Source organism: Maribacter cobaltidurans, from assembly GCF_002269385.1.
Lineage (GTDB): Bacteria > Bacteroidota > Bacteroidia > Flavobacteriales > Flavobacteriaceae > Maribacter > Maribacter cobaltidurans.
In genome coordinates this window covers 3,220,746-3,236,303 of the sequence record NZ_CP022957.1, presented here as the reverse complement: position 1 = coordinate 3,236,303, position 15,558 = coordinate 3,220,746, and the positions used below count along the sequence as shown (strand labels likewise).

At 38.3% G+C, this 15,558-nt stretch carries 20 protein-coding genes and 5 tRNA genes; 3 read left to right on the top strand and 22 right to left on the bottom strand.

The features are described from left to right. Positions 1–95: 95 nt before the first annotated feature. The 22 genes from rplL to CJ263_RS14280 form a co-directional block, all read right to left on the bottom strand. Positions 96–476: a 50S ribosomal protein L7/L12 gene (gene rplL / locus CJ263_RS14385; RefSeq protein WP_094997914.1), complete on the bottom strand. Its 381-nt coding sequence runs from the start codon at positions 474–476 to the stop codon at positions 96–98. A gap of 50 nt (positions 477–526) precedes the next feature. Then, the gene (gene rplJ / locus CJ263_RS14380; RefSeq protein ID WP_094997913.1) at positions 527–1,042 is read right to left on the bottom strand and encodes a 50S ribosomal protein L10; all 516 of its coding nucleotides are present in this window, start codon (positions 1,040–1,042) and stop codon (positions 527–529) included. 25 nt (positions 1,043–1,067) lie between these two features. Beyond that, entirely contained in the window at positions 1,068–1,757 is a 690-nt protein-coding gene (rplA, locus tag CJ263_RS14375) for a 50S ribosomal protein L1 (RefSeq protein ID WP_094997912.1), read from the bottom strand. A 19-nt stretch (positions 1,758–1,776) separates the two neighbouring features. Then, positions 1,777–2,214 carry a 50S ribosomal protein L11 gene (gene rplK, locus CJ263_RS14370; protein ID WP_094997911.1) on the bottom strand — a complete coding sequence of 146 codons (438 nt, stop codon included), beginning with the start codon at positions 2,212–2,214 and terminating at the stop codon, positions 1,777–1,779. Between the two features lie 66 nt (positions 2,215–2,280). After that, a complete protein-coding gene (nusG, locus tag CJ263_RS14365) occupies positions 2,281–2,832 on the bottom strand; it encodes a transcription termination/antitermination protein NusG (protein ID WP_094997910.1) in 552 nt (183 codons plus the stop codon). Positions 2,833–2,842: 10 nt separating this feature from the next. Further along, complete coding sequence (gene secE / locus CJ263_RS14360; RefSeq protein ID WP_094997909.1) at positions 2,843–3,031, bottom strand: preprotein translocase subunit SecE; 189 nt, start codon at positions 3,029–3,031, stop codon at positions 2,843–2,845. A gap of 132 nt (positions 3,032–3,163) precedes the next feature. Next, positions 3,164–3,236 (bottom strand) — tRNA-Trp (locus CJ263_RS14355). Between the two features lie 106 nt (positions 3,237–3,342). After that, on the bottom strand, positions 3,343–4,530 hold the full coding sequence (gene tuf, locus CJ263_RS14350) for an elongation factor Tu (RefSeq protein WP_094997908.1): 1,188 nt from the start codon (positions 4,528–4,530) through the stop codon (positions 3,343–3,345). Positions 4,531–4,585: 55 nt separating this feature from the next. Then, positions 4,586–4,657 (bottom strand) — tRNA-Thr (locus tag CJ263_RS14345). Between the two features lie 70 nt (positions 4,658–4,727). Further along, positions 4,728–4,800: transfer RNA gene (locus tag CJ263_RS14340), tRNA-Gly, on the bottom strand. A 49-nt stretch (positions 4,801–4,849) separates the two neighbouring features. Continuing rightward, a tRNA-Tyr gene (locus CJ263_RS14335) sits at positions 4,850–4,931 on the bottom strand. 27 nt (positions 4,932–4,958) lie between these two features. Further along, positions 4,959–5,032: transfer RNA gene (locus CJ263_RS14330), tRNA-Thr, on the bottom strand. 102 nt (positions 5,033–5,134) lie between these two features. Further along, positions 5,135–5,437 (bottom strand): ribosome hibernation-promoting factor, HPF/YfiA family, encoded by a 303-nt coding sequence (gene hpf / locus CJ263_RS14325; RefSeq protein WP_094997907.1) that lies wholly within the window; start codon positions 5,435–5,437, stop codon positions 5,135–5,137. A gap of 50 nt (positions 5,438–5,487) precedes the next feature. Beyond that, a complete protein-coding gene (locus CJ263_RS14320) occupies positions 5,488–6,381 on the bottom strand; it encodes a tyrosine-type recombinase/integrase (protein WP_094997906.1) in 894 nt (297 codons plus the stop codon). Positions 6,382–6,474: 93 nt separating this feature from the next. Then, entirely contained in the window at positions 6,475–6,669 is a 195-nt protein-coding gene (gene rpsU, locus CJ263_RS14315) for a 30S ribosomal protein S21 (RefSeq protein ID WP_047244701.1), read from the bottom strand. Positions 6,670–6,767: 98 nt separating this feature from the next. Next, the gene (locus CJ263_RS14310) at positions 6,768–7,937 is read right to left on the bottom strand and encodes an acyl-CoA dehydrogenase family protein (RefSeq protein ID WP_094997905.1); all 1,170 of its coding nucleotides are present in this window, start codon (positions 7,935–7,937) and stop codon (positions 6,768–6,770) included. Between the two features lie 4 nt (positions 7,938–7,941). After that, complete coding sequence (locus tag CJ263_RS14305) at positions 7,942–8,829, bottom strand: ComEA family DNA-binding protein (RefSeq protein ID WP_094997904.1); 888 nt, start codon at positions 8,827–8,829, stop codon at positions 7,942–7,944. Between the two features lie 9 nt (positions 8,830–8,838). Further along, complete coding sequence (locus CJ263_RS14300) at positions 8,839–10,512, bottom strand: alanine/glycine:cation symporter family protein (RefSeq protein ID WP_094997903.1); 1,674 nt, start codon at positions 10,510–10,512, stop codon at positions 8,839–8,841. A 76-nt stretch (positions 10,513–10,588) separates the two neighbouring features. Next, a complete protein-coding gene (locus CJ263_RS14295; protein ID WP_094997902.1) occupies positions 10,589–11,602 on the bottom strand; it encodes a potassium channel family protein in 1,014 nt (337 codons plus the stop codon). Between the two features lie 2 nt (positions 11,603–11,604). Next, positions 11,605–11,832 carry a PspC domain-containing protein gene (locus tag CJ263_RS14290; protein WP_094997901.1) on the bottom strand — a complete coding sequence of 76 codons (228 nt, stop codon included), beginning with the start codon at positions 11,830–11,832 and terminating at the stop codon, positions 11,605–11,607. A 10-nt stretch (positions 11,833–11,842) separates the two neighbouring features. Further along, positions 11,843–13,120, bottom strand: a complete 1,278-nt coding sequence (locus CJ263_RS14285) for a DUF2851 family protein (protein ID WP_094997900.1) — start codon at positions 13,118–13,120, stop codon at positions 11,843–11,845. A gap of 60 nt (positions 13,121–13,180) precedes the next feature. Beyond that, positions 13,181–13,492: a rhodanese-like domain-containing protein gene (locus CJ263_RS14280; protein ID WP_094997899.1), complete on the bottom strand. Its 312-nt coding sequence runs from the start codon at positions 13,490–13,492 to the stop codon at positions 13,181–13,183. Between the two features lie 134 nt (positions 13,493–13,626). Between CJ263_RS14280 and CJ263_RS14275 the strand changes: the two genes are divergently transcribed. The 3 genes from CJ263_RS14275 to CJ263_RS14265 are packed head-to-tail and all read left to right on the top strand — an operon-like array spanning position 13,627 to position 15,331. Then, a complete protein-coding gene (locus tag CJ263_RS14275) occupies positions 13,627–14,073 on the top strand; it encodes a MarR family winged helix-turn-helix transcriptional regulator (protein WP_094997898.1) in 447 nt (148 codons plus the stop codon). Positions 14,074–14,081: 8 nt separating this feature from the next. Then, positions 14,082–14,714 carry an NAD(P)H-dependent oxidoreductase gene (locus CJ263_RS14270; RefSeq protein WP_094997897.1) on the top strand — a complete coding sequence of 211 codons (633 nt, stop codon included), beginning with the start codon at positions 14,082–14,084 and terminating at the stop codon, positions 14,712–14,714. Positions 14,715–14,749: 35 nt separating this feature from the next. Continuing rightward, entirely contained in the window at positions 14,750–15,331 is a 582-nt protein-coding gene (locus CJ263_RS14265; RefSeq protein WP_094997896.1) for a YceI family protein, read from the top strand. Positions 15,332–15,558 lie beyond the last annotated feature (227 nt).

The window sequence follows — 15,558 nt, the reverse complement described above, 5'->3', positions numbered from 1 at the left end:
GGTATACCTCTTAATATACCTAATTCTATAAAAAGGCTTAGGTCTAGCCGCAATAAGCGAAAAGACCTAAACCAAAAGTAATATGGTTAAAGCTATTATTTAAGCTCAACTTCCGCTCCTGCTTCTTCCAATGATTTTTTGATACCTTCTGCCTCGTCTTTAGCGATACCTTCCTTAACAGCTTTTGGTGCGCTATCAACGATATCCTTAGCATCTTTCAATCCTAAACCAGTTAATTCCTTAACCAATTTAACAACTGCTAGTTTAGAAGCACCTGCGGATTTCAAAATTACATCAAATTCTGATTTTTCCTCAGCGGCCTCACCACCTTCAGCGGCACCACCACCAGCAGCAACAGCTACTGCAGCAGCAGCAGGCTCAATACCGTATTCTTCTTTTAATATGTCAGCTAACTCGTTTACTTCTTTTACCGTAAGGTTAACCAATTGTTCTGCGAAATCTTTTAAATCTGCCATTTTCTATCGTTTAATAAAATTTTAAAATATACTTAGTTTTTAGTGCGTACTTATTTTTCGGATAATGTTTTAAGGATTCCGGCAAGTTTACCTCCACCAGATTTAAGTCCGGAAATAACGTTTTTAGCAGGGGATTGTAACAATCCAATGATTTCCCCGATCATTTCCTCTTTAGACTTAATGCTTACTAGAGCATCCAAAGTTTCATCACCTATGTAAACTGCTTCCTCAACAAAGGCTCCTTTTAATAAGGGCTTGTTTGATTTTTTTCTGAAATTTTTAATGAGCTTCGCAGGTGCATTACCTACTTCAGAGAACATTAAAGAGGTATTTCCCTTTAATACTTCTGGAAGTTCACCGAATTCCTTTTCGGAAGCCTCCATTGCCTTTGCAAGCAATGTATTCTTAACTACAGCTAGTTTTATGTTTGCCTTGAAACAAGCCCTCCTTAAATCTGAGGTTGTTCCTGCGTCCATTCCAGAAATATCAGCTAGATAAATAATGGAATTCTCACCCAACTGCGTAGTTAAATCCTGTATAACCGTTGCTTTTTCTTCTCTTGTCATAATTGATATTTTTAACTAGCAGTGCTTAAACTGACTTTGGGTCTAATTGAACACTTGGACTCATAGTGCTGGACATGTAAATACTTTTCATATAAACACCCTTTGCTGCAGTCGGTTTCATTTTGTTCAAAGTCTCCAATAGCTCCTTGGCGTTGCCCGCTATTTTATCAGGTGAGAAAGAAACCTTTCCTATCGCTGCGTGAACGATACCTGTCTTATCCACTTTGAAATCAATTTTACCTGCCTTAACTTCGGACACGGCCTTAGCTATATCCATAGTTACGGTACCTGTCTTTGGATTGGGCATTAAACCTCTTGGTCCCAAAACACGACCTAAGGGTCCTAATTTACCCATTACGCTTGGCATGGTGATGATAACATCAACATCGGTCCAACCATTTTTAATCTTATCCAAATATTCGTCCAATCCAACATAGTCGGCACCTGCTTCCTTAGCCTCGGCCTCCTTGTCTGGAGTTACCAAAGCAAGAACCTTAACATCCTTTCCGGTACCGTGTGGCAATGTTACCACTCCACGAACCATTTGATTCGCCTTACGTGGATCTACGCCCAAACGCACCGCTATATCAACAGATGCATCGAACTTTGCACTTGTTATTTCTTTTACTAAAGCAGAAGCCTCTTCCAAAGAATATAATTTATCCTTTTCAATTTTAGAGTGAGCTTCCTTTTGCTTCTTTGTCAACTTTGCCATTTAATTGCTTTTTAAGATTTTAAAAAGGTCTTTTACCCGCTACCTTCATACCCATGGAACGCGCAGTACCCGCAATCATACTCATTGCCGATTCTAGCGTAAATGCGTTAAGGTCAACCATCTTATCTTCGGCTATTGCCTTGATTTGGTCCCAGGTTACACTACCCAATTTTACTCTGTTAGGTTCGCCAGATCCTTTTTTAATCTTAGCCGCTTCCAATAGCTGAACTGCCGCTGGTGGTGTTTTTACGACAAAGTCAAATGACTTGTCCTTATAAACGGTGATAACAACAGGTAAAACTTTACCTTGTTTGTCCTGTGTACGAGCATTGAACTGTTTACAGAACTCCATGATGTTAACACCGGCAGCACCTAAGGCGGGTCCAACCGGTGGCGATGGATTCGCTGCACCTCCCCTAACTTGTAGTTTAACTACTTTACCTACTTCTTTTGCCATTGTTTAAAATTAAATTGAAAGCGTGTTAATGGAAGCAACACTACTTTTAAATATGTAACAATTATCTTAAATCTTTTCTACTTGCATATAGCTTAATTCCAATGGTGTTTTTCTTCCGAAAATCTTTACCATTACCTCCAGCTTACGCTTTTCTTCATTTATTTTTTCAACGGTTCCATTGAACCCATTGAAAGGGCCATCGATTACCTTAACCGTTTCTCCAAATACAAATGGTATGGCGACACTGTCCGTATTGACAGCAAGTTCATCCACCTTACCAAGCATTCGGTTGACCTCCGATTTTCTTAATGGAACAGGATCACCTCCTTTAGTTTCTCCCAAAAAGCCAATTACATTGGTAATAGATCGGATAATGTGCACCATTTCCCCACCTAAATTGGCCTTTATCATAATATAACCAGGAAAATAAACCCTTTCCTTATTGATTTTTTTACCGTTTCTAATTTGAATCACCTTTTCCGTAGGAACCAAAACCTCCTCCAGATAATCAGAAAAACCATGACGCTCGACCTCACTTTCAATGTAGCCCTTTATTTTGTTTTCCTGACCACTTACAGCCCTAACCACATACCATTTCTTTTCCAATACTTCTGACATAGAGCTCAAATTAGTTTAATACATAATCAAAATACAGCTGAACCACCCTACTAAAGACTGTATCCACACCCCAAGTTGCCAATGCAAAAATGATTGAGAAAACCGCAACTATTACCATTAGGTTGGAGGCTTCAGCCTTAGAAGGAAGGGTAACGTTATTCCTTAACTCCTCAACGGATTCTTTAATGTATGTAAGCATTTATACTGTATTAAGTTTAATAAATCTTGGATTTGAAAATTTTAACCGTCCCTTTTTGACAACTCAGTAGAGACTTACTTTAATTTCCTTTCGGATAAATTCACGTCTCAACAAAATCCAATCCTATTACTGCACGGGAGGAGAGACTCGAACTCCCGACACCTGGTTTTGGAGACCAGTGCTCTACCAACTGAGCTACACCCGTATTTGCGTATCTACGTTGTAAAGAAGACACGCATTTATATTTACATTTAAAGGTATCCGTCAAAAGACGGACACCCTTAAAATACATATTACATTAAAAAATTGGATTAATCCAAAATCTTAGTCACCTGACCAGCACCTACAGTTCTGCCTCCTTCACGGATAGCGAAACGTAGACCAACGCTAAGAGCGATTGGCTGAATCAACTCAACAGTAATTGTAAGGTTATCCCCAGGCATTACCATCTCAACTCCAGAAGGAAGTGAAATATTTCCAGTAACGTCAGTAGTTCTTACATAGAACTGAGGACGGTAGTTATTGTGGAATGGAGTGTGACGACCACCTTCTTCTTTTTTCAAGATATAAACTTCTGCCTCAAATTTAGCGTGTGGCTTAACAGAACCTGGCTTACAAATAACCATTCCACGGCTAATTTGAGATTTTTCAATACCTCTTAACAAGATACCAACATTATCACCAGCTTCCCCTCTATCCAATATTTTACGGAACATTTCAACACCAGTAATCGTAGAGCTCAATTTCTCAGCACCCATACCTATGATATCCACAGCATCACCTGTGTTCGCAATACCTGTTTCAATTCTACCAGTTGCAACAGTACCACGTCCAGTAATTGTAAACACGTCCTCAACAGGCATCAAGAACGGCTTATCAACATCTCTTTCTGGCAATTCGATCCAGTTATCAACAGCTTCCATCAACTCCATAACCGTATCAACCCATTTTTGTTCTCCGTTCAATGCACCTAGGGCAGAACCAGAAATAACAGGTCCGTTATCACCGTCGTACTCATAGAAAGAAAGCAATTCCCTTACTTCCATTTCAACAAGCTCCAAAAGCTCCTCATCATCAACCATGTCAACTTTGTTCAAGAAAACAACGATTCTAGGAATACCTACCTGACGGCCCAATAGTATGTGCTCACGAGTTTGTGGCATAGGACCATCTGTAGCGGCAACAACCAAAATAGCACCGTCCATCTGGGCAGCACCTGTAACCATGTTTTTTACATAATCCGCGTGACCAGGACAGTCAACGTGTGCGTAGTGACGGTTAGCTGTTTGGTACTCAACGTGCGATGTATTAATTGTAATACCTCTTTCCTTTTCTTCTGGAGCGTTATCGATTGAATCGAAACTTCTCTTTTCAGAAAGACCTGCGTTTGCCAGAACTTCTGTGATAGCAGCAGTCAATGTAGTTTTACCGTGATCCACGTGTCCAATAGTACCAATATTTAAGTGCGGTTTGGAACGATCGAAAGTTTCCTTTGCCATGTTTATTTAATTTTAATCTTAGTTTATATTAGTGTACAAATTTATACCTTAATTGAGCCAATGACGAGATTTGAACTCGTGACCTCTTCCTTACCAAGGAAACGCTCTACCCCTGAGCTACACCGGCGTAAAGTGTTGAATCTGCAATGTAGCAGACTCCTGCCTTCGCAGGAATGACAACAAAGTCAAGAAAATAGAGCGGGAGACCGGGTTCGAACCGGCGACATTCAGCTTGGAAGGCTGACGCTCTACCAACTGAGCTACTCCCGCTTATACATTTTCAAAATTTCAATTTAAAATACTTTTCGGCAAAACTATGTGGGGAGAGCAGGATTCGAACCTGCGAAGACATAGTCAGCAGATTTACAGTCTGCCCTCGTTGGCCGCTTGAGTATCTCCCCTATTTACCAGTATTTTAAGAACTTACGAGCCGATGGAGGGACTCGAACCCACGACCTGCTGATTACAAATCAGCTGCTCTAGCCAGCTGAGCTACATCGGCACTTTTCATACTTTTTTCAGCATAAAAAAGTCCGCTATTTCTAACGGACTGCAAATGTATAGATTTATTTGTTTTTTCAAAACAAATTTTCAAAAATTTTATTCAGGCATGTGGCCTTAATTTTTCTTTCCTCTTAATCAGTTTTCTTTCTAAAGAACTACATGCTGTATCCACGGCCTCTTCAAAGGATTTACACTGTTTTTTCACCATAAAATTGTTCTTTGGGACATTTAACTTAATTTCCACAATCTTGTTCTCCTTGGAGCTTGTATTCTCAACCTTCAAATAAACATCTGAACTTATGACTTTGTCATAAAAGGTTTCCAGCTTATCCAAACGGTTTTGCAGAAAATCAATCAATTTAACATCTGCATTAAAATTTACGGATTGTGCGTTTACTTTCATAAGCTAAAATTTTAATGTCCCTTAATGTTAATGGGACGGAATTAGACTATCTATTTATTTTTTCCCCTAGGGTGGGAAGAAGCGTGAATTCTTTTAAGTTCTGCAATGCTATTATGCGTGTACACTTGTGTCGACGCCAAACTTGCATGTCCCAACAACTCCTTTACTGAATTGAGATCGGCACCTTTATTTAAAAGATGTGTAGCAAAGGTATGCCTCAATATATGGGGACTCTTTTTCACCTTAGCAGAAACCTTTCTAAAATACTTATTTATAATTCTATAAACAAGGGTTTCATATATTTTATTGCCTGTATTGGTCAGGAAAACAGTGTCCACATCCTGTATTGTTTTTAAGCATTCCCTATCCCCTAAATATATCTCAAACAAAACAACGGTCTCCCTTAACAAAGGAATAATTCGCTCCTTGTTTCTTTTGCCCAAAACCTTCATTGATCTTTCTTGCAAGTCAACATTTTTTAGCTTCAAGTTCACCAATTCAGCCCTTCGTATACCCGTTGAATAAAGTAAGTGTATTATCAACTGGTCTCTTTTACCTTCAAAATCATCCGAATACTCTATACTGGTTAAGACATTGTCCATCTCCGTCTCGGAAAAGGGAGTCTGTATTTTTTTTGATGTTTTTAGGGCCTTATGCTTCGCCAAGGGATTAATGTCTATCTCGCCTATTTTTTGTAGAAATTTATAATAGGCCTTTAATGATGCAATCTTTCGATTGATGGTCCTTGTACTAACCCCATTTTCAGACAACGAGACTACCCAATTCCTTATAACATTATAAGGTATGGTATCAAGATCATCAACATGATGGTCCAATCTGCAGAATTCCTGAAATTCAAGAAAATCCTTACGATACGCCTGCACGGTATTCGTGGAGTATTTCTTTTCCAAGGACAGGTATTCAATAAATTGAATCAAAAACATATTCCAAAGTTAGGAAATGTAATCCTGGAAAAACACCCTAAATAAAAAATCCCGCCTTGGGCGGGATTCTTAAAATTTGTACAAGTAAAAAACCTAGATTTCCTCTTGGTCTCTTAAACCTTGAATATACTGTGCTTTTTGTATTTGTGCTCTTCTCTCTACTGAAGGCTTAGTAAACTGCTGACGTTTTCTCAACTGTCTCATTGTACCTGTCTTATCAAACTTTCTCTTGAAACGTTTTAAAGCTCTATCTATGTTTTCTCCTTCTTTTACTGGTATTATTAACATGGGCTACAACCTCCTTTCTTTATGATTAAGGGCGCAAAGATAAAAACTAATTTTCAATACACAACTTTTGGGTGAATTTAAAAATCCAAATCAATGAATTAATCTGCAGCTGGTCGATATTCTTTTTTATCAATGATAATCTTGGCAATAATTTCTCTAAGAATTTCGGAAGTTCCACCACCAATGGGACCTAATCTACTGTCTCTTAAAAGTCTTGCCATTGGGTAATCCTCTATATAGCCATATCCACCTAAAAATTGCAAACATTCATAGGCAACCTCGTCGGCCATCTTAGTCGATTTTAGTTTTGAAATGGTTGCTTCCTTGACTACGTACTCACCCTTATCCAATCTACCGGCCACATAGTAGTTATATTGTTTACACATTTCAATATCGGCATGCAAGTCCACAACACGATGGCGTAAAGCCTGAAATTTGTCAATGGTCTTCCCAAAGGCCTCCCTTTCTGACATGTACTGTAATGCATAGTCCAAAGCATACTCAGCTCTGGCATGGGCATTTACCCCCATAATTAAGCGTTCCAAACTAAAATGCTCCATAATATAGGAAAAACCCATATTCTCCTTTCCCATTAGATTTTTTAATGGAACCTCAACATTATCAAATGCCAATTCGGCTGTATCCGAAGCTCTCCAGCCCAATTTGTTCAACTTATTTGCGGTAACTCCTTTGCTTTTACGATCAACCACAAAAATACTTATGCCCTTATTCCCCAATTCCATATCGGTTTTTGCCGCTACAATCATGTAATCTGCATACACGCCATTGGTAATAAAAGTTTTTGATCCGTTCAGAATATATTTATCCTCCTTTTTTATGGCCGTTGTTCTCATGCTTGCCACATCACTACCACCAAAAGGTTCCGTTATACAAAGACAACCTATTTTTTCACCATCTACACTTGGTGTCAAATATCGCTCCTTAATGTCATCATTCGCCTCCTTATTCAAATGGGTCATGGCCAAATAGGCGTGGGCCCAAATGGCAGCCGCAAAACCTCCAGAATTTATTTTTTGCAACTCCTCCAACAAGATTACCGTATAGAAAATATCCAATCCCAGACCTCCATAGGCTTCTGGGGTGGCTAAACCAAAGTAGCCCATCTCCCCAAACTTTTTCCAAATAAATCGATCTATAGTACCTGTTCTTTCCCATTCTTCTACGTGGGGAACCACCTCCTTCTGCAAAAAATCCTTAAGGCTTTGCCTGAATAAAAGATGTTCCTCCGTGAAGTAAATCGTGCTCATAGCTTTATTTTTTGAGCGACAAATATAGTGGAATTCTATCAATCCTATCGGCCGGAAAATTCTCGATTTGCAACAATTCGTCAAAGGAATCGATACCTCCGTTAAGCTCCCGATATGCGACAATATTTTCCGCTACAGACCTAGGTATGTACACAAGTTTTGCCAATTCCGCAACCGTTGCCGTTTCTAGGTCAATTTTCTGAATCTGAGGTGCTTTAAGCACCTTATATCTTTGAAGTACACGTTGGGCAACTTCGGGATCTAACCCATATACATCGTTCAACTGGTCGTTTATTAAAAAACCTCCCAACCTATCCCTAAATTTCACGATTCGTTCAGACAATTTGTCCCCTATTCCATTTATTGATTTTAGCTCTTCGGCAGTAACCCTATTGATATCTAATATGGAAACCGATTTAAGTTCGTTTTTGGGTGAGCTAATTGGCACCCTATTCCTTGATCCACTTATTTTAACCTTCTGTGTCCATTCCGGAAACTTAAAGCTTTTGGATATTTTATTCAGCAAAGAATCCGAAACTCCAGTGACTTGCTGAAATTCTTCCTCGGAATTCACAAATTTCCCCTGTTCCCTAAATTCGTGTAAACGTTCAATTTCATCCAACGACATTCCTAACGTATAACCTTTATAATCTGTAATGAAATTAGGGTTGAAGGGATAGATTATTATGGAATCCTTTTGTGCTTGCCGTTCTTTTAATGAATCGATTTTTGACTGGACTTCATCATTAAGAATCAAAGGGTCATTCCTATCGACCTTAAACTGGGTATATAAACAAAATAGTATTTGGACCAGAACAATAAGCAACAATAAAAAGAAAATCCCACTCCGTTCCTGTTTATTGAACTTAAAGTGGGATTTTTTCAATGCCATCAGATAAAACTATTCGGAAACTGCCTTTACCTTTAATTTTATGGCATTCATATATTTCTTCAATTCAGCTTTTACCTTGGGTGCCAAGATTACAATACCCACCATATTGGGAACCATCATACCAAAAATCATAGCATCTGAAAAACCGATTACAGAACTCATACTAGCCGATGCCCCAACTATCACGAAAAGACAGAAAATAATTTTATAGGTATATTCCGTTTTTTTGGTCCTTCCAAAAAGATAGGCCCATGCTTGATAACCATAATAGGACCAAGAAATTTGGGTACTAAAGGCAAATAACACTACGGCCACTGTTAGCACATAAGGGAACCAACTGATTACCGAACCAAAAGCCCCGGATGTCAAAAGTATGGCATCTGCATCATTAAGACCTGCATTGCCAGGGTCAACATTGCCCGTAATAATTAAAACCAAAGCGGTCATTGTACAAACCACCACCGTATCAATAAACGGCTCCAATAGAGCAACCAATCCCTCGGATGCTGGATATTTGGTTCTAACGGCAGAATGCGCAATGGAAGCCGAACCGACACCGGCCTCATTTGAAAATGCAGCCCTTCTAAAACCTTGAATCATAACCCCTACTGCACCACCAACGATGCCAACTGGAGCGAAAGCACCTTGAATTATCTCATTGAAGGCCCAACCGATCATATCAAATTTTGCAATTAATACAAATAAAGACGCCCCTACATAAATGACTACCATAAAAGGAACAATCTTGTCGGTCACCTTGGCTATAGACTTAATACCGCCAATAATAACGATACCAACTAGTACGGCCATAACCACACCAAAGACCCACCTATAACCAAAGATGAAAGATTCCGTACCTCCGGTCATATTTTCAAAAAGTTGAACGGCCTGGTTCACCTGGAACATATTACCTCCACCAAATGAGCCTCCAATGCACATTACCGCAAAGGCCCCAGCCAATATTTTTCCTAAATTTTTATTCTTGAGTCCTTTGTTCAAATAGTACATAGGCCCACCAAAAATGGTACCATTTTCTCCAACATCCCTATATTTTACCCCTAGCGTACACTCCACAAATTTGGAGGCCATTCCCAAGAGTCCCGCGATTATCATCCAAAATGTAGCCCCTGCACCGCCTATGGAAACCGCTACCGCTACTCCTGCAATATTTCCAAGGCCAACCGTTGCCGATAATGCCGCTGTCAATGCCTGAAAATGAGAAACCTCACCATTGGAACTTTCATCCCGTATGGTATCAAGAATATCTCCATCAACAACAATTTCATCCTTGTTATCGGCCAGGTGCTTGTCAAGACTTTCCACCTTGTTCAAATCCACTCCGGCTGCAATACCTTCTTCCCCGTAGAGCTCCTTAGCTCCATATTTCTCAATATCCTCGTACTTGCCCATTACAACCTTTAAGGCCGTCCATACTCCTGTGAAATTGATAAAACGGAAATAGATGGTAAAGAACCCCGCCCCAAGTATTAAGGGGAACAATACCCAATATATTTTTATGTTCTCTGAAAAAGGTATCTGATAAAAAATAAAGTCTACGAACCACCCTGTCAGATTTCCGAAAACTTTATCGATTTTTTCATCTATACCCATTTCTCCTGCCTCTTGGGCCATTGACAAAAATGGTAACATGAACGAACAAAAACTCAGAAGTCTATACTTCATACTCTTTTGGATTTTTTAGTTAGTTAGAATGGCAATATCACAAAAAAAAAGAACCCATTCAAATTATAACGTTGAATTAACTTAAGTCAATATGAAACATTTCATTCAATTTTCTAATTTGTTCGGGTCGCCCCAATACAATTACCTTGCTTTTTGGCTGTAATTGTAAATCTGCTTCAGGATTGATAATGTATTCCCCGTCGGGTGCAATATAACCAATAATGGTACATCCCGTTTTTCTACGTAAATCCAAATCTCTTAGCGAATTACAGTCAACCTGATTTGAGAAATCCTCTATCGCAACCTCTTCTAAATTTGTTGTATGTTCCCCTTCTACCGAAAGCTTGTCCATAAAGGTTATCAAATCGGGCATTACCACTAAGGAAGCCATATGATCTCCTCCTATCTTATCCGGCATTATAACTTTGTTCGCCCCGGCCAGCTGCAATTTTCTTTGTGATGTTACCTGTGAGGCCCTGCTAATGATGAACAATTTGGAATTTAATTGCCTAGCTGAAAGTACAACGAAAAGATTGGCCGCATCATCTGGTAGGGTAACAATTAAATATTGGGCCCTATCAATACCAGCGGCGAGCAATACTTCGTCCTCATTGGCGTCTCCCTCCATGAACAAAATATCTTCTTCATACTTTTCAAGTAGCTCCTTATCCTTTTCTATAACAACAAAAGGTTTTTTGTACGCTTTTAACCTTTCTGCAGCCTGCATTCCGTTTCGGCCAAACCCGCAGACTACAACATGATTGGATAACTTGTCAACCGTATTTTTCACTTTTTTTTGTTTTAAGATTTGTGGATTATTCCTGCTTAATAAATATTCTGTAATCACCGAAATGGCAAAACCAACGATAAACACACTTGTCACTATTAATATGACCGTAAAGATTTTACCTTCCACACCCATGGGCCTCACCTCTGAGAAACCCACAGTGGTCACGGTAATTATAGTCATATAAAAGGCGTCTATCCAAGCGTAATCTGCAATAAATCGATAGCCCAAAACCCCGAATAAAAGCACCATAACCATTAGGGTCAATGCCAAATAGATTTTAGAGCGAAAAAGTTTAACCATAATTATAGATCAAAAACAGACGTTCTTTTGGTATACACCAAATCCTTGATTTTAAGCCAAAAGGCCAAAAATAGATATAGGGCAAACCCGAAGCCCAAGGTCATAAAGGTAAGATAGATAAAAGAGGTACGCACCACTCTGGCTCTAATACCAAGTCTATCGGCTATTCTTCTACAAACCTCGAACCCTCTCTTTTGGAGATAATGTAACAAGTCATAGAATATTTTCATACGGATAAAATTAGGTTTTTAAATTTAATAATCGGGTGCCTACAACACACCGTAAACATTTATTATTGCTACAATAGTTATTGTATAATTGCAATAGGGATTGACTTTCCCAGGCCGAATTTACCTCAATATTCAAATTCCTGTAACTATCTATGATTCCGTTCTTCTCCGCTTTAATTTTCTGAACTGTACCAAGAACACGCTCCGGTTGAGCCATTCCCTTGTGTTTTTGATAACAGAACCTAAGTGGGACAATAGTATTGATGGTCAAAAGGTCCACAAATTTTTTGGAAATCCTTTTAACTCCTCCTTTTGAAGTTTTTCCAAAATTATAATGTGAATCCCAATACGTTGAGGCACTTATTCCAAATTGTTGGAATATTTCATCATCGCTACAATGCATGAGGTGATGGAACAAATTATTGTTACCACCGTATAATGTAGCAAACTGTGATAACCGAATGGTAGGAAAATTAGGAGGCCTTAGTTTAAAAAACGAGGCAGAGCCGATTGAATGGTCAATATTGAATTTATGCCTTAAGTATTGAAAATTTTTCCTTAACTCTCCATAATACGAATCGATACTATTATCTGATTCTAAAAGACCGGCCATTCCAAAAAGCAAACTTTCCAACTCCAAAGGTTTGCCAATTAAATGTCTTACAATGGAAAAATCCAAATGCAAACCAATCTGCATAAAAGCCTCTCCATTGATTTTGCTTCCAAAATTTTTTAATAACAATACAAATAGAACCTTTTCCCAATCCTGTCCACATTCTTCCAAAAGGATTAAAATTACTTTGGATTTGTCCTCCAACCTTTCCAAATACAATCGCTCTTGCCAATGTATAAAATCAAATTTCGGGATTGTGTTGATATCATTTCCACAATTGATAAATCTTTCCCTTTGCCCTTGCATTAATTTTTGATATCTGCCCAATAGCTGTGAGTCTATATAGTTTTTCAACTCTAGGGTGGGAATTTCAGTACCATCGGCCCTAAATACGGATACATCGTCATTCCATACTACGTGAAGAATAACATTATCATAATTTTTATCCTCTTGATGGTTATGCGCATACCAATCTGAAGAGTTAACATGAATTTCAACGTTACCTGCCCAAAGCTGATCAGCAATCCGCACTTGGGCATTAAAAAAATCCGGTCCGCTCAGGTGATTATGTGAGCCAGAATTCAAAATTGTCAGATTCTCACCCTTTGAAGCCTTTAAGCCCTGGACAGGATATTTTTTGTACTTCCATATATAATGTAACAAGTCCTCGCGCATGTTTTAAAACTAAAAAGACCCGCTATTGGGCGGGTCTACAATTTAGTATTTAAATTTTATCTATTCGGCTACCTCTCCTTCCCAGTTCATAAAACCACCCTCTAAATTATAGGCATTTTTAAAACCAAGACTGTTCATAATGGCACAAGCCTGCCCTGACCTGTTACCAGACCGGCAGTATACATAATAATTTTTGGTCTTGTCCAACTTCTCCAGTTCATCAATAAACCCTTGTCCTTTATAAATATCAATATTGGTTGCATTGGGAATATATCCTTCCTCAACCTCATCTTCTGTACGAACGTCAAGGATAAATGCATTATCATCATTTTCTAATTGGGAAGTCCATTCCTCCTGTGATAAATCTGCCATCGCTATAAATCTTTTTTCAAAAGTAAAGGATCTAATCTAAAACTTTAAAAATTGTTTTAACAAAAATTTAGAAAATATAATGGTTCAATTCCAACTATTCATCATACATTTGTATATACAAATATTGTTTATACATGAATGTTGAGGAAGTAATTAAAACTACTAAAAAAATACCTATTGAAACCAGAACTATAATACATCTGTCCTTGGTAAGTAATAAGGTAAGTGAAATGATGACCTGTAGCCTCAAACCTTTTGGAGTTTCCATTCAACAATTTAATGTACTCCGTATTTTAAGAGGTCAGGGGGATAAACCGGCTAATTTATCCACTATCAATGATAGAATGGTTACGAAAATGAGCAATACGACCCGCTTAGTGGACAAACTATTGTCCAAAGGCTATGTTGAAAGGCAAATTTGCCCGGAAAACAGAAGAAAGGTTGAGATAAAAATTACAAAAGAGGGGCTTAATGTTCTAAATGACATTGATGGCATAAAAGTTGAAACAGAAAAGAAAATCCTTTCAAGTTTTAGTCAAGAGGAGCTAAAAAAGCTTAATGATTTATTGGATAAATTTTAAGAAGAAACATGAAAGAAATAATAAAGGATTTAAATTGGAGATACGCTACCAAAAAATTCGACACTACAAAAAAAGTTAGTCCAGAAGACCTAAATACATTACTGGAAGCTACCAGATTGAGTGCTTCTTCCTATGGTTTACAACCTTATCACATATTTGTTGTGGAAAATAAAGAAATACGTGAAAGGTTAAAACCCCATTCTTGGAACCAATCTCAAATCACCGACGCTTCCCACCTGCTTATATTTTCAAGTAGACAGGATTTTGGCGAGGAACTGATAGATGAATACTTGGCCAATGTTATGCAAACAAGGGGGCTCCCCGGTGAGGCCATAAAAGGATATTCAGAGTTTATGAAATCTAAATTAATGAGCTTATCCGATACCGACAAAAGCATTTGGACTTCTAGACAAGCCTATATAGCCCTTGGTAATCTGATGACGGTTGCCGCTTCCTTAAAAATCGATACTTGCGCAATGGAAGGTTTCGAGTCTGAAAAATATGATGAAATCCTTGGATTGGAAGACCAAGACCTCACCACAACGGTGGTATTGGCCATAGGTTATCGTTCCAGTTCCGATGAAACACAGCATTTGGCCAAAGTGAGGCACCCAAAAGAAAAATTATTTACCCATATATAATCATTAACAAAAGTTCAAACAATTAAATTAAAGACATGAAAAAAACAGTTTTAAGTATTGCATTGACCATGATTTTTGGATTTTCGGCAACTGCGAATTCACCAATCGATGGAGAAAAAAAAGAAGTTAAAGTAAATGAAAGTAAAGTTACGTGGAAAGGTTACAAAGTAACCGGCTCCCATGAAGGAACCATTGAGCTAAAATCTGGCCATTTGATGATGGACGGAAAAAAATTGACAGGTGGTGAATTTGTGGTAGACATGACCTCCATTACCAATTTGGATATGGCATCCGGAGAGGGAAAAGAGAAACTTGAGGGGCATTTGAAATCTGATGATTTCTTTGGGGTAGAGAATTACCCAACGGCAAAATTGGTGATCACCTCAGCAGAGCCCATGAACAAAAACTCCTATTCCGTTAAGGGCGACTTAACTATTAAAGGTAAAACCAATCCTGTAACATTTGTGGTTTCAATCTATGAAAATAAAGCTACCGCTACACTTAAGGTAGATCGAGCCAAGTATGATGTGCGATATGGTTCAGGAAGTTTCTTCGATAATCTGGGAGATAAAACAATTTATGATGAGTTCGATTTGGTAGTTGATTTAGCTATCTAGCACTTTAGAACGAAGACAAATATTATTGCTTTAAAATCCTCTTGAAATAACATCAAGAGGATTTTTGTTTTTTTTGGATATAAAATTTGTGACTTTCAATTTCCTTTCTATATTTACGCCAATGAAAACAATGAAAAATACTTGGTGGTGGAATAACTTACGACAATATTCGTGAGCTGGTTCTCCATTTAAACAATATAGAGGCTTGTCATCACGACAGGCCTTTT